Origin of the sequence: Streptomyces sp. NBC_00239 (assembly GCF_036194065.1) — a bacterium.
Classification (GTDB): Bacteria; Actinomycetota; Actinomycetes; order Streptomycetales; family Streptomycetaceae; genus Streptomyces.
The window spans coordinates 3,846,576-3,871,690 of sequence record NZ_CP108095.1 but is presented as its reverse complement, the minus strand read 5'-3'; the positions used below and the strand labels follow the sequence as shown (position 1 = coordinate 3,871,690).

At 68.7% G+C, this 25,115-nt stretch carries 30 protein-coding genes; 3 read left to right on the top strand and 27 right to left on the bottom strand.

Going from position 1 to position 25,115, the window contains the following annotated elements:
* Positions 1-27: 27 nt before the first annotated feature.
* Positions 28-1,590, bottom strand: coding sequence for a site-specific integrase (locus tag OG764_RS17020; protein WP_328973042.1), 1,563 nt, complete (start codon positions 1,588-1,590; stop codon positions 28-30).
* Between the two features lie 131 nt (positions 1,591-1,721).
* Positions 1,722-2,420: a hypothetical protein gene (locus tag OG764_RS17015; protein WP_328969269.1), complete on the bottom strand. Its 699-nt coding sequence runs from the start codon at positions 2,418-2,420 to the stop codon at positions 1,722-1,724.
* A gap of 116 nt (positions 2,421-2,536) precedes the next feature.
* Between OG764_RS17015 and OG764_RS17010 the strand changes: the two genes are divergently transcribed.
* Positions 2,537-2,782 carry an integrase gene (locus OG764_RS17010; protein WP_328969268.1) on the top strand — a complete coding sequence of 82 codons (246 nt, stop codon included), beginning with the start codon at positions 2,537-2,539 and terminating at the stop codon, positions 2,780-2,782.
* 220 nt (positions 2,783-3,002) lie between these two features.
* Here the strand turns inward: OG764_RS17010 and OG764_RS17005 are convergent, their stop codons facing one another.
* Positions 3,003-3,386 (bottom strand): hypothetical protein, encoded by a 384-nt coding sequence (locus tag OG764_RS17005; RefSeq protein WP_328969267.1) that lies wholly within the window; start codon positions 3,384-3,386, stop codon positions 3,003-3,005.
* Positions 3,387-3,556: 170 nt separating this feature from the next.
* Here OG764_RS17005 and OG764_RS17000 point away from each other — a divergent pair, with 170 nt between their 5' ends.
* Entirely contained in the window at positions 3,557-3,835 is a 279-nt protein-coding gene (locus OG764_RS17000; RefSeq protein ID WP_328969266.1) for a winged helix-turn-helix domain-containing protein, read from the top strand.
* A gap of 119 nt (positions 3,836-3,954) precedes the next feature.
* On the opposite strand, the gene OG764_RS16995 is transcribed toward OG764_RS17000, so the two are convergent.
* The 6 genes from OG764_RS16995 to OG764_RS16970 all read right to left on the bottom strand — a co-directional run bounded on the left by OG764_RS16995 (position 3,955) and on the right by OG764_RS16970 (position 10,272).
* On the bottom strand, positions 3,955-4,503 hold the full coding sequence (locus OG764_RS16995) for an NUDIX hydrolase (protein WP_328969265.1): 549 nt from the start codon (positions 4,501-4,503) through the stop codon (positions 3,955-3,957).
* A gap of 14 nt (positions 4,504-4,517) precedes the next feature.
* The gene (locus tag OG764_RS16990; protein ID WP_328969264.1) at positions 4,518-5,645 is read right to left on the bottom strand and encodes an adenosylhomocysteinase; all 1,128 of its coding nucleotides are present in this window, start codon (positions 5,643-5,645) and stop codon (positions 4,518-4,520) included.
* 573 nt (positions 5,646-6,218) lie between these two features.
* On the bottom strand, positions 6,219-6,656 hold the full coding sequence (locus OG764_RS16985; RefSeq protein WP_328969263.1) for a hypothetical protein: 438 nt from the start codon (positions 6,654-6,656) through the stop codon (positions 6,219-6,221).
* A gap of 55 nt (positions 6,657-6,711) precedes the next feature.
* Entirely contained in the window at positions 6,712-7,941 is a 1,230-nt protein-coding gene (locus tag OG764_RS16980; protein WP_328969262.1) for a helix-turn-helix domain-containing protein, read from the bottom strand.
* Between the two features lie 211 nt (positions 7,942-8,152).
* The gene (locus OG764_RS16975; RefSeq protein WP_328969261.1) at positions 8,153-8,875 is read right to left on the bottom strand and encodes a very short patch repair endonuclease; all 723 of its coding nucleotides are present in this window, start codon (positions 8,873-8,875) and stop codon (positions 8,153-8,155) included.
* 77 nt (positions 8,876-8,952) lie between these two features.
* The gene (locus OG764_RS16970) at positions 8,953-10,272 is read right to left on the bottom strand and encodes a DNA cytosine methyltransferase (RefSeq protein ID WP_328969260.1); all 1,320 of its coding nucleotides are present in this window, start codon (positions 10,270-10,272) and stop codon (positions 8,953-8,955) included.
* A 118-nt stretch (positions 10,273-10,390) separates the two neighbouring features.
* Between OG764_RS16970 and OG764_RS16965 the strand changes: the two genes are divergently transcribed.
* Positions 10,391-11,194 (top strand): GIY-YIG nuclease family protein, encoded by an 804-nt coding sequence (locus OG764_RS16965; RefSeq protein WP_328969259.1) that lies wholly within the window; start codon positions 10,391-10,393, stop codon positions 11,192-11,194.
* Between the two features lie 114 nt (positions 11,195-11,308).
* On the opposite strand, the gene OG764_RS16960 is transcribed toward OG764_RS16965, so the two are convergent.
* From OG764_RS16960 to OG764_RS16875, 18 genes are all read right to left on the bottom strand, one after another.
* Positions 11,309-11,560 (bottom strand): hypothetical protein, encoded by a 252-nt coding sequence (locus tag OG764_RS16960; protein ID WP_175291938.1) that lies wholly within the window; start codon positions 11,558-11,560, stop codon positions 11,309-11,311.
* Positions 11,557-11,820: a hypothetical protein gene (locus OG764_RS16955; RefSeq protein ID WP_328969258.1), complete on the bottom strand. Its 264-nt coding sequence runs from the start codon at positions 11,818-11,820 to the stop codon at positions 11,557-11,559. The genes OG764_RS16960 and OG764_RS16955 overlap by 4 nt, the downstream gene beginning before the upstream one ends.
* A 71-nt stretch (positions 11,821-11,891) precedes the next feature.
* Positions 11,892-12,770: a peptidoglycan-binding protein gene (locus OG764_RS16950; RefSeq protein ID WP_328969257.1), complete on the bottom strand. Its 879-nt coding sequence runs from the start codon at positions 12,768-12,770 to the stop codon at positions 11,892-11,894.
* Between the two features lie 71 nt (positions 12,771-12,841).
* Positions 12,842-14,773 carry a hypothetical protein gene (locus OG764_RS16945; RefSeq protein WP_328969256.1) on the bottom strand — a complete coding sequence of 644 codons (1,932 nt, stop codon included), beginning with the start codon at positions 14,771-14,773 and terminating at the stop codon, positions 12,842-12,844.
* A 37-nt stretch (positions 14,774-14,810) separates the two neighbouring features.
* The gene (locus OG764_RS16940; protein ID WP_328969255.1) at positions 14,811-15,689 is read right to left on the bottom strand and encodes a hypothetical protein; all 879 of its coding nucleotides are present in this window, start codon (positions 15,687-15,689) and stop codon (positions 14,811-14,813) included.
* Complete coding sequence (locus tag OG764_RS16935; RefSeq protein WP_328973041.1) at positions 15,689-16,792, bottom strand: hypothetical protein; 1,104 nt, start codon at positions 16,790-16,792, stop codon at positions 15,689-15,691. The genes OG764_RS16940 and OG764_RS16935 overlap by 1 nt, the downstream gene beginning before the upstream one ends.
* Before the next feature lie 14 nt (positions 16,793-16,806).
* Positions 16,807-17,790 (bottom strand): hypothetical protein, encoded by a 984-nt coding sequence (locus OG764_RS16930; RefSeq protein ID WP_328969254.1) that lies wholly within the window; start codon positions 17,788-17,790, stop codon positions 16,807-16,809.
* A 13-nt stretch (positions 17,791-17,803) separates the two neighbouring features.
* The gene (locus OG764_RS16925; protein ID WP_328969253.1) at positions 17,804-18,709 is read right to left on the bottom strand and encodes a phage distal tail protein; all 906 of its coding nucleotides are present in this window, start codon (positions 18,707-18,709) and stop codon (positions 17,804-17,806) included.
* 3 nt (positions 18,710-18,712) lie between these two features.
* Positions 18,713-21,130 carry a phage tail tape measure protein gene (locus tag OG764_RS16920; RefSeq protein ID WP_328969252.1) on the bottom strand — a complete coding sequence of 806 codons (2,418 nt, stop codon included), beginning with the start codon at positions 21,128-21,130 and terminating at the stop codon, positions 18,713-18,715.
* A 33-nt stretch (positions 21,131-21,163) separates the two neighbouring features.
* Positions 21,164-21,364, bottom strand: coding sequence for a hypothetical protein (locus OG764_RS16915; protein WP_190026906.1), 201 nt, complete (start codon positions 21,362-21,364; stop codon positions 21,164-21,166).
* Positions 21,361-21,843, bottom strand: coding sequence for a DUF7426 family protein (locus tag OG764_RS16910; RefSeq protein WP_328969251.1), 483 nt, complete (start codon positions 21,841-21,843; stop codon positions 21,361-21,363). The genes OG764_RS16915 and OG764_RS16910 overlap by 4 nt, the downstream gene beginning before the upstream one ends.
* The gene (locus OG764_RS16905) at positions 21,843-22,376 is read right to left on the bottom strand and encodes a phage tail tube protein (RefSeq protein WP_328969250.1); all 534 of its coding nucleotides are present in this window, start codon (positions 22,374-22,376) and stop codon (positions 21,843-21,845) included. The genes OG764_RS16910 and OG764_RS16905 overlap by 1 nt, the downstream gene beginning before the upstream one ends.
* A gap of 11 nt (positions 22,377-22,387) precedes the next feature.
* On the bottom strand, positions 22,388-22,819 hold the full coding sequence (locus tag OG764_RS16900; RefSeq protein ID WP_328969249.1) for a minor capsid protein: 432 nt from the start codon (positions 22,817-22,819) through the stop codon (positions 22,388-22,390).
* Entirely contained in the window at positions 22,816-23,163 is a 348-nt protein-coding gene (locus tag OG764_RS16895) for a hypothetical protein (protein WP_328969248.1), read from the bottom strand. Before OG764_RS16895 ends, OG764_RS16900 begins: the two co-directional genes overlap by 4 nt.
* Positions 23,160-23,480 (bottom strand): hypothetical protein, encoded by a 321-nt coding sequence (locus OG764_RS16890; protein ID WP_328969247.1) that lies wholly within the window; start codon positions 23,478-23,480, stop codon positions 23,160-23,162. Before OG764_RS16890 ends, OG764_RS16895 begins: the two co-directional genes overlap by 4 nt.
* The gene (locus OG764_RS16885) at positions 23,474-23,872 is read right to left on the bottom strand and encodes a hypothetical protein (RefSeq protein WP_328969246.1); all 399 of its coding nucleotides are present in this window, start codon (positions 23,870-23,872) and stop codon (positions 23,474-23,476) included. The genes OG764_RS16890 and OG764_RS16885 overlap by 7 nt, the downstream gene beginning before the upstream one ends.
* Positions 23,873-23,875: 3 nt before the next feature.
* Positions 23,876-24,094 carry a hypothetical protein gene (locus tag OG764_RS16880; RefSeq protein ID WP_328969245.1) on the bottom strand — a complete coding sequence of 73 codons (219 nt, stop codon included), beginning with the start codon at positions 24,092-24,094 and terminating at the stop codon, positions 23,876-23,878.
* The gene (locus OG764_RS16875) at positions 24,094-25,104 is read right to left on the bottom strand and encodes a major capsid protein (RefSeq protein WP_328969244.1); all 1,011 of its coding nucleotides are present in this window, start codon (positions 25,102-25,104) and stop codon (positions 24,094-24,096) included. The genes OG764_RS16880 and OG764_RS16875 overlap by 1 nt, the downstream gene beginning before the upstream one ends.
* Positions 25,105-25,115: the final 11 nt, after the last annotated feature.

Below are 25,115 nucleotides of genomic sequence, written 5' to 3'. Positions count from 1 at the left end.
CTCACTCGCCGTGACCTGGGGGTTTTGCTATTTCCGGACCAGGCGGGGGCGGAACAAAATGATCTTCGCACCCCCCTGCGTGCCCATTGCGTGCCCATCTGCGTGCCCGGCATCCGGTGTGACCTCGGCGTTCGAGGGTTCGGCCTCGACCTCTGCCTCGACCTCGGCGACGATCGGCTCGGCCTCGGGTTCGGCGGTGACCTGAACGGGTCGACGCACAGTGCCTCTCGGGACCATGGCGGCCGTGGCCTCGGCGGCGTCGCGCGCGGCCTTGGGCATGACGGACTGATAGATGTCCCGCGTGATCCGGCTGTCGCTGTGCCCGAGCGTCTCGGACACGATCTTGACATCGACGCCGGCGGCGAGCATGAGCGAGGCGGCGACGTGTCGCAGGTCGTGCATACGGATCGGCGGCAGACCCGAGAGCTCGACCAGCCGCTCGAACTGATCGGTCAGCGTGCCGGGGTGCAGCCACTCCCCGTTTTCCTGCGTGAACATGCGACCGCTGTCGGTCCATGCCTCGCCCCATTCAAGACGCTCGGCCCCCTGCTTGATCCGGTGCGCTTCGAGAACCTCGGCGGTGTACTCGTCGAGCGAGATGATCCGCTCGCCGCTGTCGGTCTTCGGCGCCGACTCGACGACCTCCCAACCGTCCTGCACGAGCTGCGTCGCGACCGTGAGCTCGCTCGTCGCGGCGTTGTAGTCGGACCACCGAACGCCGCACGCCTCGCCCCGCCGCAGGCCCCGGAACGTGATCAGGTGGAACAGCGGCAGCAGCCGCTGATCGGTGTCGGCGAGGAAGTCCAGGAAGGCGCCCGCCTGCTCGGGAGTCCAGACCATGACCGAGCTCGGCTTGTCGCCGGTCCGCAGCCACTCGGCGATACGGGCGTCGGTCCACACCATCGCCTTCGGACGCTTGGCGGCGGCGAGCTCGACGTGCTGCGCGGCGTTGAAGGTGATCGAGCCCCGGGCTATCGCGGTGTTGAGCGCGGCCCGCAGCGTGGCCCGGATGTGCTGCTGCGTCGAGGGCCCGGTGACCCGCCGGAACGGAGCCATCGCGTCGATGGTGTCCCTCATCACCTTCCGGCGGGCGCGGTGCTCTCCTCCCTTCCACGGGGTTGCCTTGAGCTCGGCGAGTGCCGCCCGGCGGTCCGCGTTCGCCTCGGTGATCTCGATGTTCGTCTCGGCGATGCCCTCGAACATGGCGTCGAGGTGCGGCACGGTGAGGCGGTCGAGGCGGATGTGCCCGATCCGGGGGCGCAGGTGGTACCGGATGTCGAGCTCGTATCGGTCGTGGCCGCTCTTGCGCAGCGCCTTCTTGCCGGCGAGCCAGAGGTCGAGCCACTCGGCGACGGTCATGTGCTGAGTGAGCGACTGGCCGGTGCCGAACCGTCGCTTCGTCTCGTCGAGATCGGGGATGCTCTCCTTCCCGGACCCGACCAACGCGAGCAGGTCGCCGAGGCGGGCGCGGCCGTCCTGGTCGTCCGCGTCGGCGATGTTCAGCAGGGCGCGCACCTTGTCGAGGTCGCCCTGCGCCTCGGTCTGCGTGTCGTATCCGGCGCGGCGGAACAGGCGGCGGTCGCCTTCCATGGTCGGCGGCAGTTCCTGCCGGATCGACCACACGCCGTGCGTGCGCTGCTTGAGCTTGGGGCAGGAACTGCCCAGCGGCTTACCGTCCTTGCGGCGGCAGTAGCAGCGCTTTGTCGTGGTTCCCTTCGCGGTCACTCGATACCTCTCGGGTTGGTCTGGTCGGGGTTGTCGAGCAGGTCGAGCCGCTTCAAGTCCTCGGCCAACTCGGTTGGCAGGTCCGGGACGGTGAGGCTCGCGCGGTGCATGTCGTTGACGATCTGCGCGAGCTCGTCGAGGCGGTCGACGTACTCGGTCTGTGCCGATGGATCGAGCGCGGCGCGTAGCCGGGCCTTGTGGGCCCTTTCGCGGCGCCGCGCGAGCTCGGGATACAGCGAGACCGGATAGGCCGCTGTGGCCCACGCGGCGGCCCACGTCTGCCCGGAACCGGCGATCGGCCGAGTGTCGGCGACGTACCGCCCGTCGAGGGGGCCGTCGAGCGTCGGCGTCGCCTCGCCGGTCATCCACTGCCACACGGTGTAGGGGTCGCGCGGGACCGCGCTTGGAACGGTGGGGATGGTCTCCTCGGTCCCGAGCGGGACCATAAGGAGCAGTGGGGGAGTGGCGAGCGCGAGGCCGAAGACGAGCAGCTCCTCGGCGGTCACCTGACGGCGCTTCTTGGCGTTGCCGTCGCCGCGGCCGGTCTCGATCGTGACGATCACGGCGTAGGAGAGATCGGGGCGGCCGAGGCGCGCGCACTCGGCGGCCAGGTCGTGCCGGTTCATTCCGAGCCGCTCGCGGTGCCGGCGGATCTGCGCGGCGATGACGTCGCCCGCTGTCTGGTGACTGTGCATATCGCAAAGCTAACTTTGTTGGTTGCAAAGCGCCACCCTTGATCGTAAGTTGCTGATCTAGGCATCGCTCGGCACCACCGGGCCGATGTGCACACCGATGTCACTGGGGGCAGATGATGAGCACGACCGAGAACGGGATGACACACGACGAGCTGATGACGCTTCCCGTCGCGATCCCGCTTGAGACGGCCAACCGTGCGTTGCACCTTGGCCGAACCACCGGCTACCACCTCGCCCGGACCGGGCGGTATCCCGTGCGAGTCCTGCGCCACGGACGGGCGTACAAGATTTCGCGCTACGACCTGCACCGGCATCTCGGCGTCGTCGCGTCTGCCCCGCCGGCGCTGGATGCTGACGAGTAGGCGCCGCAAATGGCAGGCCCCGCCCGGAGAGTCCGGGCGGGGCTTACCGCTATTCAGAGCCCTCGACGTCTCACGTGCTCGCCGTAGGTCGGGGCGGGGTTGTAGCGGGGGGCGCAGTCGGGGCAGGCGGAGATCGTGACGGGGGGGCCGCTCTGGCGCTCGATGGAGCGCACGGGGATGGGGGCGTGCGTCTCCCGGTGGCAGCCGCAGCAGGTGGCGCTCATACGGCGGCGCCCGCGTGGGCCGGCGCTCCGGGGTAGCTGTACGGGTAGTCCATGCCTGCGGCGGCGAAGGCTGCTGCGCGGCGTCGCTCGCGTTGCCAATCCTGCTCGGTCCGGGGCCGGGGGAAGCCTGCGACGTAGGGTCGGACGACGTTCGGCAGGTCATCCTCGAACGGCGCGCTTCGCTCGATGACGTGCGGTGCGGGCGGTGTGTTCCACGGCTTGAGCCAGATCGACGGGGAGAGCTGGACCGGCGTCGGCCGCGCCGTGAAGTGCTCGGCGGAGTGCCGGCCCGGCTTCCTGGTGCGGAGAGGGAGCAGGAGTAAGGGGGCGGCCCACAGCAGCCATAGCAGCGGGTACAGGGGGGCGATAAGGTCGCGCATGTCGTCAGCTCCTCGAAAGCTGGTGATGTTCGGCCCCCGGCGGGCCGGGCCTAATCGGCCTGCCGGGGTTCTTCGTTGGCGACGGTAGCCAACTTGTCTACCTACGTCTACCGACGTACGGCAACGATCGGCGACGCTCGGCGATGTGGCCAGTTGTCTACCCTCTTGGCATGGCAGTGACTGAAGGACCCGCGCGAGAGGTCGACCATGGGTCGGCGACCCCGGTTTACGTGCAGATCGCGCGATTCGTGATCGAGGACATCGAGAGCGGGAAACTGCCCGTCGGGCGGCGAATCCCGTCCGAGTCGGCGATGAAGGGCGAGTTCGGGGTCGCGCGAGATACCGCTCGCCACGCCGTCGACTACCTGCGCACCGAGGGGTATGTGCACACCGTGCCGCAGCGCGGAACGTTCGTCCTCGACCGGAGCGCAGCACCCAAGGCCGAGTAACCGTCCGCTCGCCACCCTCGGGGGATGGGGCGACGAGCGGACGGGCACGGCGGGACGCCGCGGCCCCGTGGGGGAGCACGAGTACGGCCGCAGCGAGCCCGGTCGGGGGCGCTGCTCGGTCAGCCGCGCGCGGCAGCGAGGACGCGACTACGCAGGGGCTCTGCGGTGAGCGTGTCCGCGAACTGCCACGAGAAGTTGGTGACTTCCTCCTCCTGGAGCTCGACCGCCTCCACCGTGGTGCGGAACAGGAACCGGAAGTCGAAGTGCATGTGCTCGGGTTCACCCTTGGCGTCGTTCGCCGGGATGACGTGAGCGTCGATGTGCAGCGGACCGTCGCCGACGACCTCGACCTGCTCGGCCCGGATGCCCGTCTCTTCGGTCAGCTCGCGCAGCGCTGCGTCGAGCAGCGTGTCGTCGTCCGTCTCGATGTGGCCACCCGGCAAGAGCCACTTCTGTAGGGCGCGGTGCTCGATGGTGAGCACGCGACCGTCGGCGCGGAGCAGGATTGCGCCGGCCGTGGCGTGGCCTCGAAACTCCTTCCGTGACCCGATGGTGTCGCCCGCGACGTCGAGCGTCTCGGAGAGAGGCGCAAGCGGGTCCTTGTCCGCCGGGTGCTGGTCGAGATAGGCGTCGAGGGTCTCGCGTACGTGCTGTGCCGTGATCGGCATGGTGCGGTGTCTCCCTACTGATTGCGGTTGAAGAAGTCGAGCCACGTAGCGGCGATGGTGGCCCTGTCGGCGGCGCCGACCTCGTGCATACCGTGGCCGAGCTCCCCGTGCGTGAGCTTCTTGATTCCGGCGAGTATTTCGGCCTGAACCAAGAAGATGAACGGGCCTACGCTCGCGCCGTGCAGGAAGTTGACGGCGTTCCCTCCGTTGAGGAGGTAGAAGAAGTGCCCGGTGGTCTGGTACTTCGTGACGTGATCCGCGCTCGGGGTCTGCTGGTAGACATCGGGAAGCGCGGCGAGGTCGAGCTCGTCCTCGCTTGAGGTCACCGTTGCGACGTAGGCGCCGTTCCTGAGCGTCGCGAAGTCCTCCCCGCGTAAGGAGACGCTGCCCGTCGCGCACAGCACGAGTCCGGCGCCGTGCAGGGCTGTGTCACGGTCCCGGGCGACGCCGAACCCCTGTGAGAGCGCCTGTGTGGTCCGAACGGGGTCGATGTCGTACACCGTGACCCTGATGCCCTTGGCGTGCAGCAGGCGAGCGATGCTCGAACCCAGTTTGCCGAACCCCAGGACCAGAGCGTTCCTGCCGTGCAGGATGTCGCCGCGGCTGCGCATGAGCGCCTCGGTGGAGAACACCACGCTCTGACCAACGAGGTAGTCCTCGGGGTCCTTGAGCGGTGAGCGGGCCACGGACACGACTGGGCACGGCAGCTTGTCCCGCTCGGCGTAGCGACGGTGCCCGTTCTCGGTGTCCTCGACGACGCCGAGGATGCGACCGGAGAAGCGATCACACAGGGCGTCGAGGGCGGGCGCGAAGTAGCCGCCCACGTCGCACAAGACGACGTCCTCGCCGGCGGCTCGGGACTCCAAGTAGTCAACCGCAGTGTCGGGGTCCTCGAACATCTCCCGGGTCAGGGTGTCGCACTGCGTCATCTTCTCGACCGTGCGGCGGGCGGCCGGGTCGATGCTCTTGGGTTTCGGCAGGACAACGCGCAGGTCGGTTGACGTGCCGATGCCCCGGACGAACGAGGGGCGCTCGGGGAGCAGGTGGGTGATCAAGAAGGACGCGGGGCGCTCGCGAGGTGCGAAGGTGCGCGAGATGCGCGCGAAATACGAGTCGAGGCGGGCACGCTCGAACTGTTCCATGGACTCACTTCCCTTGGGGGGACGGTAAGGGTCAGGACAGGTGCGGTGGGGGTGGGGAGCGTGGCGGTGGTTAGGCGCGAAACGGCGCTCGGCGATGACGGCCCAAGCCCCCGAGTGTGAAGCGGGGACGCGCTGCGGGCGCCGGTGGGGCGGACGGCCCGCGAGCCGGAACGGGGTAGACGTTCAGGCAGTACCGGGCGTCGTAGTCGCTGACGCTGATCAGATAGGCGTCGCCGGCGCTGAGCACGCGTATCGCCCGCTCGTACTCGGTTTCGCTGTGGCGCCAAGCGCGTAGGGCATCGTCGGGCCGTGGATAGGCCGGATCGACAATCGAGAGCGGGGCGTCCCGCAGGGCCGATGACTGAGGATCGAGAGACAATCGGCGCGCGAGCCGTTCAGCCTCGACTCGCAGCCATCGGGCGGCGAGGCGCGGTGTACTAGCGCGATAGACAGCGAGCAGTACCTCGCGGGAGCCAGTGAGGTCAGTTGCCGTTGTCTCGCACCGGTACGCGAGGGCGGTCTGCGCAAGTGGTCGTGCTGACGCCGGCGGGGCGAGCGTCAGCACGCGCGCGCTCACCGCGCGCCCCTCGCTTCTTCGCGGCGCTCGATGAGCTGCCCGAGCTGGATGTAGTACAGCTCGACCTGACTCGGGGTGAGGATGAGTACGGACTCAGTAGAGCCGCCGTCCTCGTTCTGGATCACAACCGGTAGGGCGGCCTGCTCGGCCCTGTGGTCGTAGATCACATCACCCTGCATGGGCGTGATGTGGGTGGGCTTCGCCGGAACGGGGCGCAGCGTCGTACCGTCTGCGCGGGCGGACCATTCCGGGCCACCGCCCGGGGGACGCAGGTGGTACGACGCTGAGGTGTCGCTCGGCAGAGTGACCACGACACCGATGTTCCCGCCCTTGGCGAGGTCGGCGGCGAGGTCACCCAAGCGTGGATGGAACGGGTCGCCCGCGCGTAACTGCGCTTCATGCGCCGGGCGTTGCACTGCGGTCTGTTCGGCCATGCCCCGAAGTTAGGACGCGGATAGCAGCCCAATATGAACCGGAGGAATACCGCACTCAGCCGTCGAGGTGGAAGCGGTCCGACATGCGGCGCAGCTTCTCGCGAGTGACTGCCCGTTCGGCGTACACGATGCCACGCAGGGTTGACCGGGCGATCGGATGGTTGCGGATGAGCTGCGGGGCGATCCGCTCGGCGGTCTCCAACTCGGTCAATGCCTTGTCGCGGTTGCCATCCCAGAGCCATGCGCGGGCAAGGTCCATGTGGTGGTGACCTTGTCGCGAGTTGGGAAGCGCCGCGATCAGTGCCGGGTCGGTGCGCCGGCTTATGGCCAGGGCGTCCCGCTGCTCGCGCATCTCCAGCGCCACGCTGATGGCGTGGATCTGCACGTTGCCCGGGGAGAACGTCAGTGAGTGACGGTCGTACACCGGTGGACCTGCGTACTGCCCCAACCGCTTTGCGGCAGTTTTGGCGTGCTTGATTCGGTCCTTGGCCTCGGACTTCCGACCGCCGCGCGCTGCGGAGACGGCGGCGCGCAGTTGCAGTGATCCCCACGCGCGGAGGGCTAGCGGCTCGCCTTGGTCGAAACCTTCCTGAACACTGCTGATCGCCTTGTCAGATAGGGCAACGGCATCTTCCCAATCGGCAGTTGCCCACATGTCCCATACCCGCATCCAATCGGCGACGGCGGGCATGACGGAGTCTCCGGACAGCCGAGCTGACCATGCGGCGCGCTCGCACGACATGGCGACGAGCTCGGGGTGGCCGAGGGCGTGAGCGGCTGTGTGCGCGAACTTGCAGCACACGGCGTAGATGGCGTACGCCTCTTCCTGCTCGTGGCCGGTGGTCGCCTCGGCAAGGGCGCGTGATTCGCGGAACAGGTCGGGGAGAACCTGCATGATCGCGGTGTTGGCCGCGGCGTCTCGCAGACGGTGCAAGCGGGTTGCTTCCTGCCACAACTCCCGCGCAGGTCGTGGCGTTCCTTCGAACACCGGCGCAAGGTCGTAGCGGCGCAGCTCACGCAGGATGGACGAAGCCGCGACCTGCCACTGATTCTCATTCGGTGAGCTGCTGTACGGGCGCCCGATGAGGTCATTCGGATGTACGTGTAGCTCAGCCGCAACCAGATTAAGCAGGCCGACGCGGTCAAGCTCGATCAGGCCGCGTTCCATCTTCGATACCCACCCCTGAGACTTCCCCAAGGCGACGGCGAGGTCGGCCTGGGGCATCCCGAGACGGAGCCGTGCGCGACGGGCGCGGCGGCCGATCTCCTCGGCTTCTTCCAACATCAACGCGCCCCCCTCGCGGTGAGGCGACGGCGGCGTTCAAGCGGTCGGCGAGGCATCCGTTCTCCATCCGTCGGGGCTCATACCTCAGAACGGTACCCATGGCGCGCCGCAGGTGTGGAGGTCTGGCGGGTGGAAACCGTAGGACAACAACAAGAGGCCCCGCTTTCCGACACGGGGTCGGAGAGCGGGGCGCGCTGAGAGCTGGTGAGGGTCAGCCTTGGTCGTCGACGCTCAGCGGTGCCTTTTCTCTCGACCGCACTGCCTCGATCACCTGCTGCGCGGCTTGCTGCGGATCTTCGTGTTCCCAGACCCGGACGACGAGCCAACCGGCCTTCCGCAGCGCCTCGTTGGTCTCGGCATCCCGGGCTCGATTGCCGGCGATCTTCTCCTGCCAGAACGCCGCACCCTTTTTGGCGGGCCGGTGGTGTTCCGGGCAGCCGTGCCAGTAGCAGCCATCGACGAAGACAGCCACGCGAGCTTTGGTGAAAACTACGTCGGCGGTCCGGCGCAGGTCGGGAATCGGCCTGACGCCCACGCGGTATCTCAGTCCGTGTCTGTGGAGTACGGACCGCAACAGCTTCTCGGGCTTTGTGTCTCGTCCCTTATTGGCGGACATGACGGCACGGGAAGCGGGGGAGGACGCCCACGACTGGGGGGGAACGGTCTCGGTCGTCACGTAACCGGCGGCATGAGCTATCTCCCATGCCTGCGCGAGGTTCGCAGCGCGAGTCGCGGCGTCCACCTCGCCGACATACCGTTCGTGTGTCTCGCCCTCCTGCGACCACCGTAGGTAGGCACGGATGCGGCGGGTGCTGCGGTAGAGACGCAGCGCGACAGACGCACGCGCGTACCGGCCTTTGCCGATGTCGACCGCACGGGTGAGGCGGCCGCCAGCGGCACGGTCCTGCTCAGCCGCTCGGGCGTCCCGGCTCATCCCCTCTCTCGGCTTCCACGCCCGATCGGGAGGCATCTGATCCTTCCAACGCCTCTGCTGATCGCCTGCGGCTTGAGTCACTTCCGCTTCTCCGGGTCCTCCAGAGCCCCGACCGACTTGAGAGCGTTGGCAACAGCCTTTGAGAAGGCCGCCCCGAGCTTGACGGGCACGGCATTACCCAACTGCCGCATCTTCTCTCCCCGCGGCCCGTCGAGAATCCAACGGTCCGGGAACGTCATGACTCGTGCGGTCTCCCGCACGGTCATGTATCGGTATCCGTTTCCGCCGCCGGCGTTGACGAAGTTGACGTCGTCGAGCTGCATGACGGACTCGCCGCCCGGCACACCATGCACACCCGCCTTTACGGTCTTCGCGGGCCGATCCAGCACGTTCGGGGTGTGCCCGGCGTAGGTTCGAGCTCCGGGCCACCCAATGTGGTCGGCGATGTCGCCCACTGAGAGCTTGTCCTTGACAGCGGCTTCCGTGACGTACGGAAGCGGCTTGCCCTCGTTCTCGTCGATTCCCGCGATGGCGTCACGCAGGGTGAGCCACGGCTTAAGCTCCAGCTTTGCCTTGGTCTTCTTGTTCTCGTAGTCGAGTTTCGGAAGGTTCGCGATTACACGCTTGCGGACATCGGCAGGCACGTTCTTGTGCCGTTCCGTCCAGTAGGGTCCGCCTTCGCGCATGGAGTGAATCATTGATTCCTCGGAGTGCGTCTCCTTGGGCATGAACTCCTCCCAATCGACGCCGAGGTCGGCGCGGAACGCGACGATGATTACTCGGTTCCGAATCTGCGGAACACCGTAGTCAGCCGCGTTGACCTCCATCTCCTTGACGTCGTATCGCTCCGACAGTTCAACCGAGTCGTTGGCGATCAGCTTTTCAAGGATGTCATTGTGGTCTTCCCACGTCGAATCATCCTTGTCGCGCTGCACGAACGGCAGGCGCATTTCGTTCAAGATGTATTTGAAATAGGGTTTGAAAGACGGTCGAAGTAGCCCGCGCACGTTCTCGCAGATGACCGCCTTCGGTCTCATCTCGCGAATGGCGCGGAACATTTGCGGGAACATGTTCCGCTCGTCTTCCATGCCTTTGTGGACGCCCCCCAGGCTGAACGGCTGGCAGGGCGGTCCACCGGCGAGGACGTCGACCTCGTCCGTGACGAGGTCGGTGAAGTCGATGTCACGCACGTCACCCGGGATGAGCGGCCAACGCTTCTCCGGCTCGTCGGGGTCCGGCGGATTGTTCTTCAAGGACTCGCACGCCCGCTTGGCGTACTCATTCACCAGGAGCGGGCGGAAGCCCGCAGCGTGTACAGCCATCGCGAGCCCCCCGCCGCCGGCGAACAGCTCGACACACGTCCCCACCTCATGGCGTTCTTCTCGCAGCTCAGGCATGTGCGAAGCATACCGCGGAGTTGACGATCATCAGGTCACTTCAAGAAAGACGCGCCACATGGCCACCAGTGCCACCCATTAAGGTGACAGCGATCACTCACGGAAGGGGCCGTCACTCATGACGCTCGGCGACCAGGCAGGCCTGGGCAACTACGCGGAGTTCAAGCTCAGCATCACCCAGGCACTCGGCGATCAGCTCGCGGAACACCTCGCCGCCCTCATCAAGGCCCCCCTCACGCGGGACAACATCGCGAAGCTTCCGCCACGCAAGGGCGTGTACCAGCTCTACCGCCACGACAAGTTGGTTTACATCGGCAAGGCGGACAAGACGCTGCCTCAGCGCCTGGCCAGACACTTGGCGAAGCTGGAAGGTCGCGAGAATACAGAACTCGACCAGATCAAGTTCACTGCACTATCTGTCGATGAAGATTTCAACGCCATCACCCCTGAAGAACTATTGATCAAGAAGCATCAAGGCGCTGGGGAAGCGCCTTGGAATAACAATGGCTTCGGGATTAATGATCCAGGGCAGAATCGGGACACAACCTTCTTCGAGCCCGACCATTTTGACCAGCTGTACCCAGCACGCCTGGATTGGCTGATAGAAGGGCTGCCCGTCGGGAAGTCTGACCTAAAGAGCCTGCTTCACATCGCGAAGACGAATCTTCCCTACCTCTTCCGCTACGCCTATTACCGAGACAAGGTCAAGGTCGAGTTCTACTCCGACTTCGAGGTAACTCTCGATACGCCGGCGATGACTGCCGATGAATTCTTCCATCTCGTGAGCGCTCAACTGCCATCCCCTTGGCGGATCATGGTCCTGCCGGGCTATGTCGTGATGTACCCAAAGGCACTGACCTCAGAAAGCGCGCGCAAGTATTACATTGAAGGCGAGTCGTTCGCCCCTGACGACTTGATCTGACAAGACGAAGCGAGCCCCGCTCACGGCCACAGCCGTGAGCGGGGCTCCCTGCGTTGCGGACTGGTGTTTAGCCGTGCGGGATGACGATGGCGGCCACGGCGCCAAGGCGGCGAACTACCGGAGTTGGGCAAGCACGGCGAGGAGGAGACCAGCGAGGCCGACCAGGGCGCCGATGCTCGGGAGTGGCCACCGATTCCCTTCGAGGGAGTCAAGGCGCTGCTCGTGGTCGGCGAGGCGGGTGTCGAGTTGGTCGGACCGTTGCACGAGCAGGGCGAGCGCCCCGTCGAGACGGGCGAACCCGGTCTCGACGGTCGCCCGCAGCCTTTCGAGTTCGAGGGCGACGTCGCTTGGGGTCGGGTCGGTCACGGGCGCCCGTCCCGGCTGCGGTCGAGGGCGAGCAGCTCGTCGTCGGCGCTCGGCGCGCTGCGCAGCCATCCGGGCAGCAGGTTCTCGACGACCGGGAGGGCCATCACCCGGGTTACGCCGCCCGCCACGGCGAGGGCCAGGCCGACGCCAGCGGCGGCCTGCGGGATGCCTGCGGCGTCGATGATCAGCGGGAGACCGGCGGCGAGGGCGAGCACGGTCTGAACGACGGTGCGAAGGGTGCGACGCGACGCGTCAGTCATGGGCGATTCCTTTTTCGAATGGGGGTGGGGCGAGGCGCCCGCCCGCGGGTGCGGGCGGGCGCGGGCGGGTGTCAGACCTTGGGGACCTTGAGCGCGGCCCATGACGTCGGGCCGGGCCAGCCGTCGGCGTCGTCGCCGGAGTAGCCGAGCTGTCGCTGCCACCGGGCGTAGCTCTGTCGGTCGGACTCGGTCCACTGCGGCCCGGGGCCCTGGCGGTACGCCGAGCACCCGACGGCGACGAGTCGGCGGCCCATCGCCGTGACGATCGGCGAGCGCGGGTTCGCCTTGAACCAGCCGACGCCGGGGAACGGCTCGAAGCGCGCCGCCGGCGGCGGGGTCGGCTTGGGCTGCTCGGGCTTTCCGCCGAGGCGGCGCTCGATCCGGGCGCGCATGTCCGCCATGCTGAATCCGACGGGGTCGACCTTCTGAGAGGTCCATTCCTTGTGGCCGATGACGCTCGCCGAGCTCCATCCGTACGCGCGGCAGATCGCCGCCGAGGCGCGTTCGATCGCGTCGAGCTGCTCGGCAGGCCAAGGGTCGCGACCGTTGCCGAGGTTGATGCACTCGAACCCGTAGAAGTGCACGTTGCCGTCGGCGCTGCGGTCGTTGGGGGAGGGCAGCGCCCGCTCGTCGGTGACGGCGGCGAGCACGTCGCCGTCGCCCGCGCCCGCGTGATTCGCGCGGCCCGAGCTGATCAGGTAGACGGTGCCGTCCTTGGCGATCACTCCGTGACAGAGAGGGCCCGGCAGGTCGTCGTACCCGTCGTAGCAGAGCCGCACCGACGACTCGGTGCCCGAGCTCACGGTGTGGTGGATGATCACGCCGTTGATCGGGCCAAAGCTGCCCCTGTGGTTGCGGTTGTGGGTGCGCCACTGGCCGTACTCGACGACGCGCACACCCTCGGCTCGAAGGATCTCGACGAGCCGATCGGGGCTGAACGGGGTTGCCATGGGTGGGTGTCTCCAGACATGAAAAAGGCCCCGGCCAACAGGCACGGGGCGTAAGAGAGGCGAAGGGGGAGTTAGGACAGGGCGACCCAGAAGCGGTTAGCGCCGTTCTCCATGGCGCCGACGTTGATGGTCGCGGGGGCGGCGGCGGCGCCGGTCGTGTAGACGCCGAAGCGCTTCACCGGGGTCTGCCCGAAAGCGTTGGGTGGGGCGCCCGCGCCACTTTCCGAGGCGAGGAGCATCGGCCCGTCGCCCGTGCCGACGTTGTACTGCCACCGGGCGGCGACGTAGTAGATGCCGGCGGGCGCCGCGTACGGCGCGGTCAGGGGCGAGCTGATCGTCGCCCCGCCGGCGGTGTGGACCTCGGCCGGCTCGTACGTGGCGGTGGACATGTCGCCCGTCGCGGCCACGCGGGTACCGGCCGAGTCGTAGAGCGCTGCCCACGATCCGGTGGTGAGTCCGCCCGCGTAGCCGGTCGCGAACCAGACGATCCGGTTGACGGTGACGGGCACGCGCAGGATCACGGCCGTGATCCGGATCGGGCCGCTGCCGGGGTAGAGGGCGGTTGATGCGCCGAGCGCGGGGTCGAATGCCCACGTGAGCAGCCCGTGATCGCTGGGCAACCACTCGCCGCCCCCGAGTGCATCAACGTAGCTTTTGCGGGTCAGATGGTTCGCGGTGGTCGGCGCGGCCGAGCTCGACGGAATGCTGCTGAAGGTTTTCGACCCGCTGATCGTCTGCGTTCCGGCGAGCAGGACGGCGGCCGAGGTCTGCGCGTACCGGATATCTGCTGCCGTTTGATCGAGGGCGCCGACATCGGCCGCGACGAGCGATACGACGCCGGTCTTGCCGTTGACGGACGCGACCGCACCGCCCCCGCCCGCGCCCACGGTGACGACCTGGCCGTCACTCTGGCGGACCTTGGCGACGCCGCCCTCGCTGTAGAGGATGGCGGCGCCGGCCGCGGCGGCGGTCGGCACGGTGGCGGCGTCCTTGACGACGATCACGCCGTTTCCCCCGCCTGTGTCGGCGGTCGCGTCGCCGATCCGCAGGTTGCGGTCGAGGTAGACGTTTCCGGTCTGGACCCGGATGGACCCGCTCGCCCGGATCTCCAGAAGGTTCGTCGCCTTGTCCTCGGCCTTGACCGTGAACGGCAGCTCGGACGATCCGGCGGGCAGCGTGACGACTGCGGGACCCGTCGCGGGGACGGCCCCGACGTCGGCGGCGGACAGGGTCACGGCGGCGGTGGCCTTGCCGTTGACGGACTGGACGACGCCGCCCGGTCCGGTCGGGCCGGCGTCGCCTCGGTCTCCCTTCGGCCCGCGAAGGTTGCCGACCGCCGTTCCCCACCCGCTTCCGGTGCGCTGCCAGATGTCGCCCGTGTCGGTGCGCAGCAGCAGGTCGCCGGGGCGCGTCGAGGTGCTGGGGGTCGTCGTGTTGTTGAGGTACCAAGCGGCGCCCCGGACGTCGCCGCCAAGCTGCGCCCACACACCGGCCGTTCGTTGCCACGTCGATACGGTCGTGCTGGTCACGTTCAGGAACGTGGTGGTCTCGTACCGCACGTAGACGTCGCCGTCGACACCGAGACCGGCAGTCGGCGCGGCGGTGCCGCTGTAGATCCGCGATCCGGGGGCGCCGGTCGGGCCGACGTCTCCCTGAGGCCCCGGCACGCCCACGTAGTTGGGCTTCGCGGGGTCGGTCGGGGCGATGTCGGCGAGGGCGACCTCGGGCAGCGCCTTGGGTAGGACGATGTTGTACGAGCGGCCCACGGGGATTCCTGAGAGCTGCTCGGTCACGATGTACGCCCACCCGGTCGGGTCCATGGCGGGCGAGTCGGTGGCGGGCAGGGTGACCTCGATCGAGCCCTGCGCGTCGAGAACGGCGCTCACCGGTCCGCCGAGGATCACGTCGGCGGCGGGGAAGGTGAGCTGAGCGGGAGCGCGGAAGACAACCGCCCCCGACAGCGGAGTGCCGTCGGGGGCGAGGTAGCGACCGCGCACGGTCACGGTGGGTATGGACGGGGGCAGCAGTGCGGGGCCCTCCTTAGTCTTCGACCGTGCGCAGCCCTGATGGGGCGCGCACGGAGTCAGGCCGCTTGGGTTCGGCCGACGTCTCGCTCGCCGCAGGACCCGTTCCCCGCTGTGCGGTGGCGGTGGCCGTCGGGGGGCGGGTCGGCACGCGCGGGGCCTCGTCGGGGGTATAGGTGTGGCGGTAAAGAGCCGAGTAGAGCCGGGTCTCGACGTCGCGGCCCGCTTGAACGTTGCGGTGCTCGACCATCCACTCGACCCACTGCAAAAACTCGACGTCGTGCATGGGCTGCGTGATGAACTTGTTGGTCCACGTGCCGGCCGGACAGTCGTACTCGGCGACCGTGATCGCGCTCCCGCCCTCGGGCCGCATGGTGACCCTGACCTGCCCGCCCCCGGCGTTGGCGTAGGTGTGCAGCTCGATCTCGGCGACCGCGTGGGTTGCCGGACCTGACCCCCACCACGCCGGTTGAAAGCTGGTGTCGGATGTGTTCTGCCGTTGGGTGGGGTGAAGTTGTAGGGGCAGCATGGGGCGGCCGAGAAAACGGTCGCTGAACGCGTCATCCATCAGGATCGGGGTCGGCCGTTCCTTGTCACGGCTCCAAATGCGGATCATCTGATCCTCTGCGAGGACGTCGTCGCCGACCGTGAGGGCTCGCGTTCCGGTGGCACGACGGATGAAAACGCCCCAGTCACCTTGGGGCGTCTGGCCGACCTTGAAGGTCGCGATGCCCTCGGGTGTCTGGGCGATGAGCTGTCCGCCCTCGCCGATGGTGATGTCGCCGTGCAGGATCTGGTCGAGGGCGGGGCGGATGTTGGCGCGGCCGGCGAGCTCGCGCACCCGCCGTTCGAGCTCGCGGATACGGTCGAGCAGGTCAAGGGGGATCGCTGCCATCAGGCGGCCTCCAGGAAGAGTTTCGCGGTCTCGGGTCGGCCGCGTAGGGGTGGACTGATGGCGAGGCCGACGACGCGGTACCGGTGGTCGAGTCCCTCGGTCCACCAGTCGTCACGGATGCGCACGCGGACGGTGGCGCCGAGCAGGGCCGGCGACAAGGGGGTGCGGTCGAGCGCGACGGTCACCTCGGGGATCGTCTGCGGGCGCAGGGCGGCGGCCAGGTCGGCGCGTGCGTGCGCGTCGAGGGTGGGCTGCTCGGTCACGGTGGAGTAGTCCGAGGTGCCGTCCAGCCGGGGCCATCCGGCGCCGAGCTGTTCGTCGGCGACGAGCAGCTCGCTCATCAGGGGGAGCGACTCCGCCGTCTGGTTCTTGTTGTCGGACGCGCCGCGGCTCTGCCAGACGTTGGCCTGCACGGTGGCGTCGATGGGCCACCCGTAGGAGAGGAGCGGGCCGGGGTGGTCGAGGACGACCTCGCTCGCGCCGGTGCGGATGACCGGGGCGCCGAGCTGCAAGCGCTTGACCCGTCGGCCGCTGGTCGGCTCGCGGTACGACATGATGCGCCACTCGAACCCGCCTTCGGTGGCGGCGAGTTGGTCGATCACCTCACGGATGCGGGGGACGTCGTAGCGGCGAAAGGTGCGGTCTCGTAGGACTCCCGAGAGCTGCTCGGCGTCGGTCTCGATGCCGATGTCGCCGCCGGGGAGACTGGCCGAGTAGTCGATCAGACCTCGGACGATGTCGTACTGGTCGACCTGCACCGCCTGCTGCGTGTGGAGGATCGCGCGGTGATCGAGGTAGGACGCCCACCCGCCAGCCTGTACTTGGAGGCTGAGGAATCCGCGCGCGTTGCTGGTCAGGTTGGCGGTCCACAGGACGCCGCCCCACCAGATTTCCGAGCCGCGCTCGATCCACATCGCGGTACGGCCCGGCTCGACGGCGGCGCGGGCGCGCGCGGCGACCGCGCGGTTCGGGAGGGGGATCGTTGCCGAGGCGCTGCCGATCTTGCCTATGTAGTCGTCGAGCGACACGTCGGTGATCGGCAGGACGTCGAGCACCTGGTCGGACCGCAGGTCGCACAGCAGCACCCGGTATATGGGGGCGATCAACCCTCACCCCCTCACGCGTCGAGCGGGTAGATCAACCCGCTCAACGCGGCCCACGTGGTCAGGGACGGGCTACCGATGAACTTCAAATGCCCGTTGGTCTGGCAGTCGACCTTGATCGGTACGCCGCCGGCCGCGATCGACGCCGAGGTGTGCAGCGCGGGGCGTGCGGCGGCGGGGAGCGGCGCGGCGAGGGGCTGTCCACTGGCCGGTGGGGTGGCGTTGGTCGTCCATGAGACGCCGCCGCGCCATTGCAGGTGGAGGACGCCGCCGAGCAAGATCCGCCGGTACCGCAGCGTCCCCTGAGAGTTGCCGCCGTTGGTGTAGCCGGCGGCGAGGGCGGGGGCAGTCCACCCGATGACGGGATCGAGGGTCTGCCATGCGGTGCCGTCCCACCGGTCGAGACCAGAGCCGTTGTCCCGGTACTGGCCCGGATAGGCACCGTTGAAGCTCAGCCCCCACCCTCGGGGGATGATCCCGCCATAGGCGGCGGTGAAACGGCGGCGGTCGGCGAGGGCGCTCGCCCACGTGATGCCGCCGGTTCCGGCGGACACTCCGGCGGGAACAGTGATGTCCCACAGCCTGAGTGCGGCCGGGGGCAGGGTGGGCGGGTTCGGGCTCGCGTTCGCGGCGCCTTGCACGAGCTCGATCCGGGCGAGGGTCTGCCCGCTGGTGTCGTACAGCTCGTCGTACACCCGCAGCACCACGGAGTCGATGCGCGCGTTCGCGGCGTTTCCGTCGGCGACGGTGAGGGTTTCCGGAGCGGTGACCACCACGGGATACGAGCCTTGCGGCTCGGTCCCCTGCACCACGGCACGGCCGACCGCGATCTGCACCTGCATGGCGCCGGCGCCGGTCGCGTTCAGCGCGGTTCCGCCGGCGATCACGCCGTCGCGGGTGGTCATCGCCGTCTCGGGAGCCATGGCGCCGAGGGGGGACAGTCGGGTGTCCTCGCGGGTCTGGCCGTTGGGGAGCAGCCATCCGGTACGCACGGTCAAGGGAGGGTCCTCCTTACCAAAAGGCGGAGCGCCAACGGATCGACGCCGCAGCGCGGGGGTCGGTGGAGCCCGGGGCCGCGCGGAAGAGCAGCGACGTCGGCCCCGGGTCGAGGTCGAGGGACTGCTCGGGCACGCTGCGGGCCGTCGCGGTGTAGAGGCGCGAGGCGGACCGGTTGAGCGTGACTGTTCCCTCTCGGGTGTCGACGAGCAGCTCGTCGTCGGCGGCGAGGTCGATGTCGTACTCGATCACCTCGCCCGTGCGGACGTTGGTCACGGACGGGAGGGAGACCGGCCCGCGAAAGGTGATCACGGGGTGTGAGGGGGCGTCGCCGTCGTTTACGGCGATGACGGTTCCGGTGCTGCCCGGGGCGCCGAAGCGAAGCGGGTAGGTCAGCCGCTCGGGCCCCGGGGGCATCCCCCATTCGAGGCCCGGCTCGGGCGCGGGAAGGCTCGTCGCGACCTGCTGCTCGATCACGCTGTACCGGCGCGGGTCGGTGGCCTCCCACTGAATCGCCGCCCCGGTCACGAGCCCGATCGCGTACCCGCCCGCCCCGACGGGGACGGCCCGGCGGATGCACCGCGCCCACGAGAGCAGGGGCGGGGAGTCGTCGAGCTGGATCACGAGCGGCAGCTCGTCGTCGCGGAGCGCGGTCGCCGTCGACAGCTCGCGGACGGCGGCGCCCATCCGACCGGGCTCGCTCCGGATCGCCACCCCGTCGAGGGTGATCGTCCGGACCTGCGCGAGCAGCCGGCCGGGATAGGCGCCGTGCCCGTCCGACCGGGGAACCGTCCCCGAGTCGATGCCCGGGGAGTCCTCCCACCCGGTGAGCGACTCCCACCCGTACGGGGTGGTCGGGCCGAGCAGCAGGTCGCCGAACTGGACGTGTCCGGCGCGGGCGACGCGATCACCGGGGGCCATGGATCACCCCCTTGCCTTCATGTGCCACGCGAGCGCGGTCGCGTTCTGCTCGGGGCTCTGCTCGCCGCCGTGCCAGTTCTCGATATGGACGCTCGGCCCCCAACCGCCCGCCGTGGCGGTGCCGTTGCCGGACGCGCCGGCGGTGGCGAACTGCGGGCGGGCCGGTACGGATACGAGGTTGCGCATCGTCCGGTCGACGGCGGACGATCCCGCCTTGATTCCCTCGACGATTCCCGCAGGAATGAAGCGGCCGATCTTGTCTCGCATGAGACGCGACGGAGAGTGAATTCCGAGCGCCTTAGCGATCGGTCCCGGGATCAAATTCTTGGCCCAAGACATCAGCGTTGAGCGCAGCCACGAACCCATGCCCTTGATGCCGTTCCATAGGCCATAGATCAGATCGCGGCCCTTGTCGTAGAGCATCGAGCCGAAGTCGCCGAAGTAGCTTCCGATCATGCCCGGCAAGCCGCGCACCCAATCGAGCATCTCCCCGGCCTTTCGGACGGTACCCGACTTGATCGAATCCCAATGCTTGATAATCAGGCCGACCAAAGTCCAGTTGAGGAAGAAGTCGACGATGTGGCCCGGGATGCCCCGGACCCAATCGACCGTGGCATTCCATGCGGATATGGTGCCGCTCTTGATCGAGTCCCAATGCTTGATTATGAGGCCGACCAAGGTCCAGTTAAGGAAGAATTGTAGAATCCTTTCTCCAATGGCCTTGAGCTTGCCCCACACCCAATCCCACGCGGCCTTTGTCGCGCCGACAATGGTGTCCCAGTTGGCGACGATCAGGGCGACGATCGCGACCACGGCAGCGATCACGAGCGCGATCGGGCCCATGGCGAGCAGCCACGCCGCGGCCATCCGGGCGCCCTGTATCAGGGACTGCGTCCCCATGAGGACCCAAGAGGCGACCACCCGCACGGCAGCCGCGGCGGCGCCCGCTCCCTGCGCGAGCCAACCCGCCAACATTGTGGCGTTGAGCAGGACAAACCGTCCTGCAGCGGTTACGCCCGCGACGGTTTGCGTTGCCCATCCGGTGACAACCGCGATGGTCGTGGTCGTGGCCGTGACACCCAACGCGATGAGCGTCGGGAGCATCAGGACCAGGATCACGCCGGCGGCGATCGACAGCGCCGTCGAGTGCTCGGAGACGAACGCGGCGCCTGCGCTGAACGCGCCGCCGAGCCCGCCCGCGCCGAGCCAATTCACGAGCTTCTCAATGACCGGGATCGCGTAATTCCCGATGGCGCCGACGAGCTTCTGCTCGATCCCGCGCTTGAACGCCTCGATCTTCGTCGCCGCATTATCATGCAGCGCGGTACCGGCGGCATCCGTGGCGCCCTTGACATCCCCGAGCGCCTTTACCGCATTGGATGGGTCGAGCGAGAACATCGCTTTTTGCATGTCCTCGGCCTTGGTGCCGAAAAGGCCGAGCGCGAGCTCGCTCTGCTTCGCAGGGTCCTTAACGCCCCGCAGCTTGTCGAGGACTTGGTCGAGCGCCTTCGCTGCTTCCGGTCCCCCCTTCTGGAAAACCTTCTGCATCTTCTCGGCGTTGAAACCGAGAGAGGTGTACGCGTCGGCCGTCGCCTCTTCCATCGACTGAGCCATCAAGGTGAATTCCTTGAGGCTGTCGGCGACGGTGTCAGCGTCCCGCGCGCCACCCTTTAGGCCCTGTTGCAGCAGACCCATAGAGGTCTGAGCGTCGAGGCCGAGCTGCCGAAATTCGGTCGGGTATTCCGCGAACGTGTCGAGCAAATCCTCGGCGGCATCGACGCCGTTCTGCGAGCCCTTCACCAAGACGTCGAGCGCTTCCTCGGCCGACTTGGCTAGGCCGTTCTTCATCATGACGCCGACGGACCGGGACACCTTCGAGACGTCCTCGCCCATGACCGAGGCGGCGCTAGCGACCTGCGTCGCCAACGTCTTGACCTGCCCCTGTGTGGCCTCAGGCGGGAGCAAGCCATTCCGTGCGATGCCCTTGACGATCTCCGCGCCGTCACTGACCGACTCGACGATCGCCCCGGCGTAGAGATCGCCCGCCACCTGGCCGTACTGCTTGGCGACCGGGCCGGTCGCGCCGAGCTGCGCCTGCAACTGTCCGGGGATCTTGGACTGTTCGAGCGCTTCGCCGACTCCGGCCATGAGGGCGGCGCCGATACCCGCGCCGATCGCCGCCGCAGCGAACCCCTTCAAGGCGGTGCCCATGCCGCGCGAGGCTTCCGCCCCGCCGTCGGCCGCGCCGTCGGCGAGCCCGTCGCCGAGGTTGTCGCCCGCCTGCTCGCCGGCGCGGTCGGCCTCGGCGGCGATCCGGTCGCCGCCCTGGCGCATCGCCTGCTCGGCGCGGGAGACCCCGGCGGCGGCGCCGGAATCGTCAACGGTGATGGTGGCGGCGAGCTCGCCGACCATGAGGGCCATCGCTCACCCCCGGTCGGTCGTGCGCCGCCCCGGTTAGGGGGAGGGCGAGTCAGGCGAGGGGTTGAGCAGACGCGCGAGGCGCGTCTCGGTGCTGAGCAGGCCGAGCACCCGCACCCGCAGCCATCGCCACGAGCGCGTTTGGAGCAGGCCGGGGGTGCTGAGGTCGAGCCCGTAGGTCTCGTGCAGGTCGGCCTCGACGAGCGGCCACTCGTCGAGAATCCGAGCCCAAGTCACTTCCGGCGCTTGCCCTTTGCCTTGGCGCGGGCGGGCGCCGACGGGGTGCTCGTACCACTCGTAGAGGCCGGATTCTTCGTCGTACTCGCCCCGCCCGACCGGCGCCGAGCGGCTCGGTTCGGGGCCAGTCGATTTGGGTCGCCGCCCGAGTTCCAAAACCGCTCGGCGGCGACGCGGTCCTGCGCGATCCACACCATGCAGGTGAGGGCCGCGTGCTTGAGCTCGGGCCAAGACACCCCGTCGGCGATCAGCTCGTCGTACGTCGGGCCGAGTACGTCCCGGTAGTGGTTGCGCTCGGCGGCATCGGCGAGCACCTGCTCGTCGGCGCGGCCCCCGTCGGCAGCGACCGCCGCAGCGTGCACGAGTGCCTGCGTGAGCAGGCCGACCTCGGCCGACGGCGCGGGCACCCGGTACGGCTTACCCCGGATGGGGAGGGTGAGCGCTTCGTCGAGTAGCTCGCCGAGTGCCTCGAACGCCATTAGCTGTCACCTGCCTTGGCCGTCTTGCCCTCTACGGACAGCAGGCCCGGGGTCGCGACCGGGTTCGTGATCGCGGTCAGGTTGCCCGAGCCGGTAAGGGTGATCTTGACGGTGTCGACCTCGGCGGCGTCGCCGCCGTCCGGCTCCCACTGCACGATGGCTCGGCCCTCGTACGCGTCCGGGAGACCGGTCCGGTCGAACCAGCGGACGCGCACGTAAGAGGCGGCGCCAAAGGACATGGACGCCTTCCGCAGGGCCTCTTGGGCGCTGGAGAACTTGAGGGTGACCGGGTTCGCCCGGTGGGCGACGGTGGTCTCGATGCTCCACTTGAGCATGGTCACGACCTGCTCGGGGTAGCCCTCGCCGTCGTAGAGGTTGAGCTCTTGCGCGGTCGGTTCGATCTTCGGCGCGAACTCCGAGACTCCGGGGACGAGCGTCCACACGGGCGTTCCGGGGACGGTCGGCATGTCGAGCTCAAGTCGGTACCGCCGGGCGAGCAGGGTCACGTCGTCAGGCGACGGCGGCGTGCTCAATGGGACCTCCCTTATTCGAGGTTGGGATGCGCCCGGTGGGCGCGACAGTGGTAGTTGGCGGTCCGTTCCCAGCGGCCCGAGGAGTCGGCGCCGAGCGGGCCGGCGGACACGCGAAAGATGAGCTGCACCCGGGCCTCGCCGAAGACGTGCGGGCCGGACGCGTGCAACACGTCGTGCACCCGGTCGGCGAGCACCTCGGCCTCGCGCGGGTCGGCGCCCGCACGCACCCGCACCTGTAGCCCGGTGGTCGTGTCCGTGAGCGCGGCCGACTCGGCGACCGGGTAGAGGGACAGGCACAGCACGCGGTCGGGGGACGGCGGCAGCGAGGCGATGGTGATCGCGGTGTCGCCCGCCACGTACACGCCGTCGGGCCGGTAGACGCCGAGCCCGGCGTCGGCGAGCAGCCGCGCCACTCCGTCGGCCAGGTCGACGCTGTACGTCACCGGAGCGCCCGGCGGACCTGCGCGGCGATCAACGCCTGTACCTCGCCAGCGCTCTCAGGCAAGACGCCTTCGAGGTACTTCGCGGTCCGCCCCGGGGCGTGCCGGGCGGTCATGTCTTCGTGGACGCGTCCCGCGTACGGGGTGTCGTACGAGACGGCGGCGGTCATCTGCTGCTCATCGACCGAGCTCGCCCCGCTCCGTTCGAGGGTTCCCTCGTTGATCGGGACGCGCTTGCGGCTCTCGGCGAGGACATGCTCGGCGCCGAGCAGCAGTCCGCGCGCCGCAGCCTCGCGGATCGCTCCGGTGGCAGCGTTGCCGTTCCAGCGCAGTCGGGCGCGGCTCATTCGCACACCACCTCCGTGGACGCGGGGACCGGTAGGCCCGGGGCGGTGTGCTCGGCGAGGCTGATCGCCGTGGTGACGCGACCGCGCGGCAGGGTCACCCGACTACCGGGCGGGCAGTCCAGCCCGGGGGCGGCGATCACCTGCGCGGTACTGGTGACGGTCCGACCGTCGGGGGCCCGGACCATACGGACGGCCTCGCCGACGAGCGCGGGAACCTCGACGTACGGGCCGTAGGTCGGGCCGTATGCGCCGTCGCCGAGGTAGGGCTCGACGCCGATCCGGTGGCGGAGCAGGGAGGGCGGGACGCGGGTCACCACGCCATCACCCGCCCCGGTTCGAGGCCAGCGCGCCGGAGTGCGCGGGCGGCCCGGGGCGCGAGCTCGACGCCGGACGCTCCGGCGGTCGAGGCGGCGCGGCCGGACAGAGATACGGGTCCGATCGAGACCGAGTCCCATCTGCCCGCCGCGCCCGTGCCGTCATCGCCGGACCCGAGCCAATACTCGATCTGCGCGCAGACCGCCGCGGCGAGGGCTTCGACGATCGGCGGGTCGAGGGGGTCGCCGTCGTCATCAACGGCGTAGATCGCGGTGAGCAGAGCCGAGTCGATGTCCTCGCCGGCGCGGGCGATCAGCCGCTCGGCCTCGGGCGGGGCGGGGTGCCCGAGCCAGACGGCGAGCTGTTCGGGGGTGGTGTAGGGCTGTCGGGCCACCGCTCACCCCCTCTTGTTGCGGGCAGCGGAACGGCCCGCCGGCTTGTCGTCCGGCGGTCCGTCGGGTTCGTCGTCGAGAGGCTCGACGGTGTAGCCGTGGCGGCGCAGGTAGAGCAGCACCCCCTCGCCCGGGTCGGTCGCGGTGGCGCGGCCGTCGGCGATGGTGACGCCGCCGATCTGCTCGTCGCCGTCGTGCGGGGCGGTGATCGCGTACCGGGCCATCACTGGACCTTGATGTTCCGCAGTACCGCCGCTGCCTTCGTGGCCTTGAGCGCCACGGCCACAGGTCCGAGCTCGACCTCGCCGGTCTTGACGGCGCCCGCCGTGGTGAAGTCCGGGAGCCACTGACGTACGAGCTGACCCCCGACGGTCGAGACGCCGTGGAATCCATCGGTGCCGAGGCGCACGGCGTACAGGTCCGAGAGACCGGTGATGTTGCCGCCCGCTCCGGCGCCGTCGACATCCCGGGTCTCGACCGGGATCACGGGGGCGATGCTGCCCGCCTTCTCGCCGAGGTCCACCAGGGCGATGCCGTTGTACGTCTCGACGTTCTGACCGAAGGAGTTCGGCGACCGGTCGTAGTAGCCGGCCCGGCGGGCGAGCGACCGCACCCGGGCGATCGTCTTCTTGTTCCCGAAGAGCGCCGACGGGGCGCCGTCGAGCAGGGACAGGAACTCGTCGAGGATGTCGAGCGCGTCGTTCGCCTTGCCCGCGTCCGAGCCGATGGCCGAACCGGTCCAGTCGAGGGACGCGCCCGCACCCATCTCGGTCGTGCTGCCGGCGAGCGCCTTGTCGAGACCGTCGAACCCAGCCTCGGCGCCCGGGGTCGTGACCCGCTTCCCGTTGATGACCTGATCGGAGAAGAACGCGCGAGCGCTCTTGATCGTCTGGTTCATCTGGAACTCGGTCTCATTGGTCGCCGCAGCGCCGAGGGCGGACAGGACCCGGTCGACCTCGAACGCCCCACCCAAGGGGCTGAGATCGACGGTGTAGCGCTGCCGCTTGGCCTGCGCCTTGGGGTACTCGGTGTTAAGCGCTCGGAACTGCGCCGGGCGCTCGGTGATCAGGCGCGTGTACCCGTACGTGAGGGTCGCGCCCCCACCAGCGGGGGACACGACGTCGTCGAAGACGAGATTGTCGAGCAGCCAAGACGACTTACGGAACTCGTCGATCACGGTCAGGTCGAGGTCGTCCTGCGTGTTGAGCTTGGCGTCGGCAAGAGTGATTGCCATAGGTGGGGATC

Coding starts and splice junctions, on each gene's coding strand:
- OG764_RS16975 (WP_328969261.1), bottom strand. CDS start 8,875: ATGAGCCGGGACGCCCGAGCGGCTGAGCAGGACCGTGCCGCTGGCGGC.
- OG764_RS16955 (WP_328969258.1), bottom strand. CDS start 11,820: ATGACTGACGCGTCGCGTCGCACCCTTCGCACCGTCGTTCAGACCGTG.
- OG764_RS17000 (WP_328969266.1), top strand. CDS start 3,557: ATGGCAGTGACTGAAGGACCCGCGCGAGAGGTCGACCATGGGTCGGCG.
- OG764_RS16965 (WP_328969259.1), top strand. CDS start 10,391: ATGACGCTCGGCGACCAGGCAGGCCTGGGCAACTACGCGGAGTTCAAG.
- OG764_RS16995 (WP_328969265.1), bottom strand. CDS start 4,503: ATGCCGATCACGGCACAGCACGTACGCGAGACCCTCGACGCCTATCTC.
- OG764_RS16940 (WP_328969255.1), bottom strand. CDS start 15,689: ATGGCAGCGATCCCCCTTGACCTGCTCGACCGTATCCGCGAGCTCGAA.
- OG764_RS16880 (WP_328969245.1), bottom strand. CDS start 24,094: ATGGCCCGGTACGCGATCACCGCCCCGCACGACGGCGACGAGCAGATC.
- OG764_RS17005 (WP_328969267.1), bottom strand. CDS start 3,386: ATGCGCGACCTTATCGCCCCCCTGTACCCGCTGCTATGGCTGCTGTGG.
- OG764_RS16950 (WP_328969257.1), bottom strand. CDS start 12,770: ATGGCAACCCCGTTCAGCCCCGATCGGCTCGTCGAGATCCTTCGAGCC.
- OG764_RS16875 (WP_328969244.1), bottom strand. CDS start 25,104: ATGGCAATCACTCTTGCCGACGCCAAGCTCAACACGCAGGACGACCTC.
- OG764_RS17010 (WP_328969268.1), top strand. CDS start 2,537: ATGAGCACGACCGAGAACGGGATGACACACGACGAGCTGATGACGCTT.
- OG764_RS17020 (WP_328973042.1), bottom strand. CDS start 1,590: ATGGAAGGCGACCGCCGCCTGTTCCGCCGCGCCGGATACGACACGCAG.
- OG764_RS17015 (WP_328969269.1), bottom strand. CDS start 2,420: ATGCACAGTCACCAGACAGCGGGCGACGTCATCGCCGCGCAGATCCGC.
- OG764_RS16970 (WP_328969260.1), bottom strand. CDS start 10,272: ATGCCTGAGCTGCGAGAAGAACGCCATGAGGTGGGGACGTGTGTCGAG.
- OG764_RS16925 (WP_328969253.1), bottom strand. CDS start 18,709: ATGGCCCCCGGTGATCGCGTCGCCCGCGCCGGACACGTCCAGTTCGGC.
- OG764_RS16910 (WP_328969251.1), bottom strand. CDS start 21,843: ATGGCGTTCGAGGCACTCGGCGAGCTACTCGACGAAGCGCTCACCCTC.
- OG764_RS16980 (WP_328969262.1), bottom strand. CDS start 7,941: ATGTTGGAAGAAGCCGAGGAGATCGGCCGCCGCGCCCGTCGCGCACGG.
- OG764_RS16920 (WP_328969252.1), bottom strand. CDS start 21,130: ATGGCCCTCATGGTCGGCGAGCTCGCCGCCACCATCACCGTTGACGAT.
- OG764_RS16985 (WP_328969263.1), bottom strand. CDS start 6,656: ATGGCCGAACAGACCGCAGTGCAACGCCCGGCGCATGAAGCGCAGTTA.
- OG764_RS16895 (WP_328969248.1), bottom strand. CDS start 23,163: ATGAGCCGCGCCCGACTGCGCTGGAACGGCAACGCTGCCACCGGAGCG.
- OG764_RS16990 (WP_328969264.1), bottom strand. CDS start 5,645: ATGGAACAGTTCGAGCGTGCCCGCCTCGACTCGTATTTCGCGCGCATC.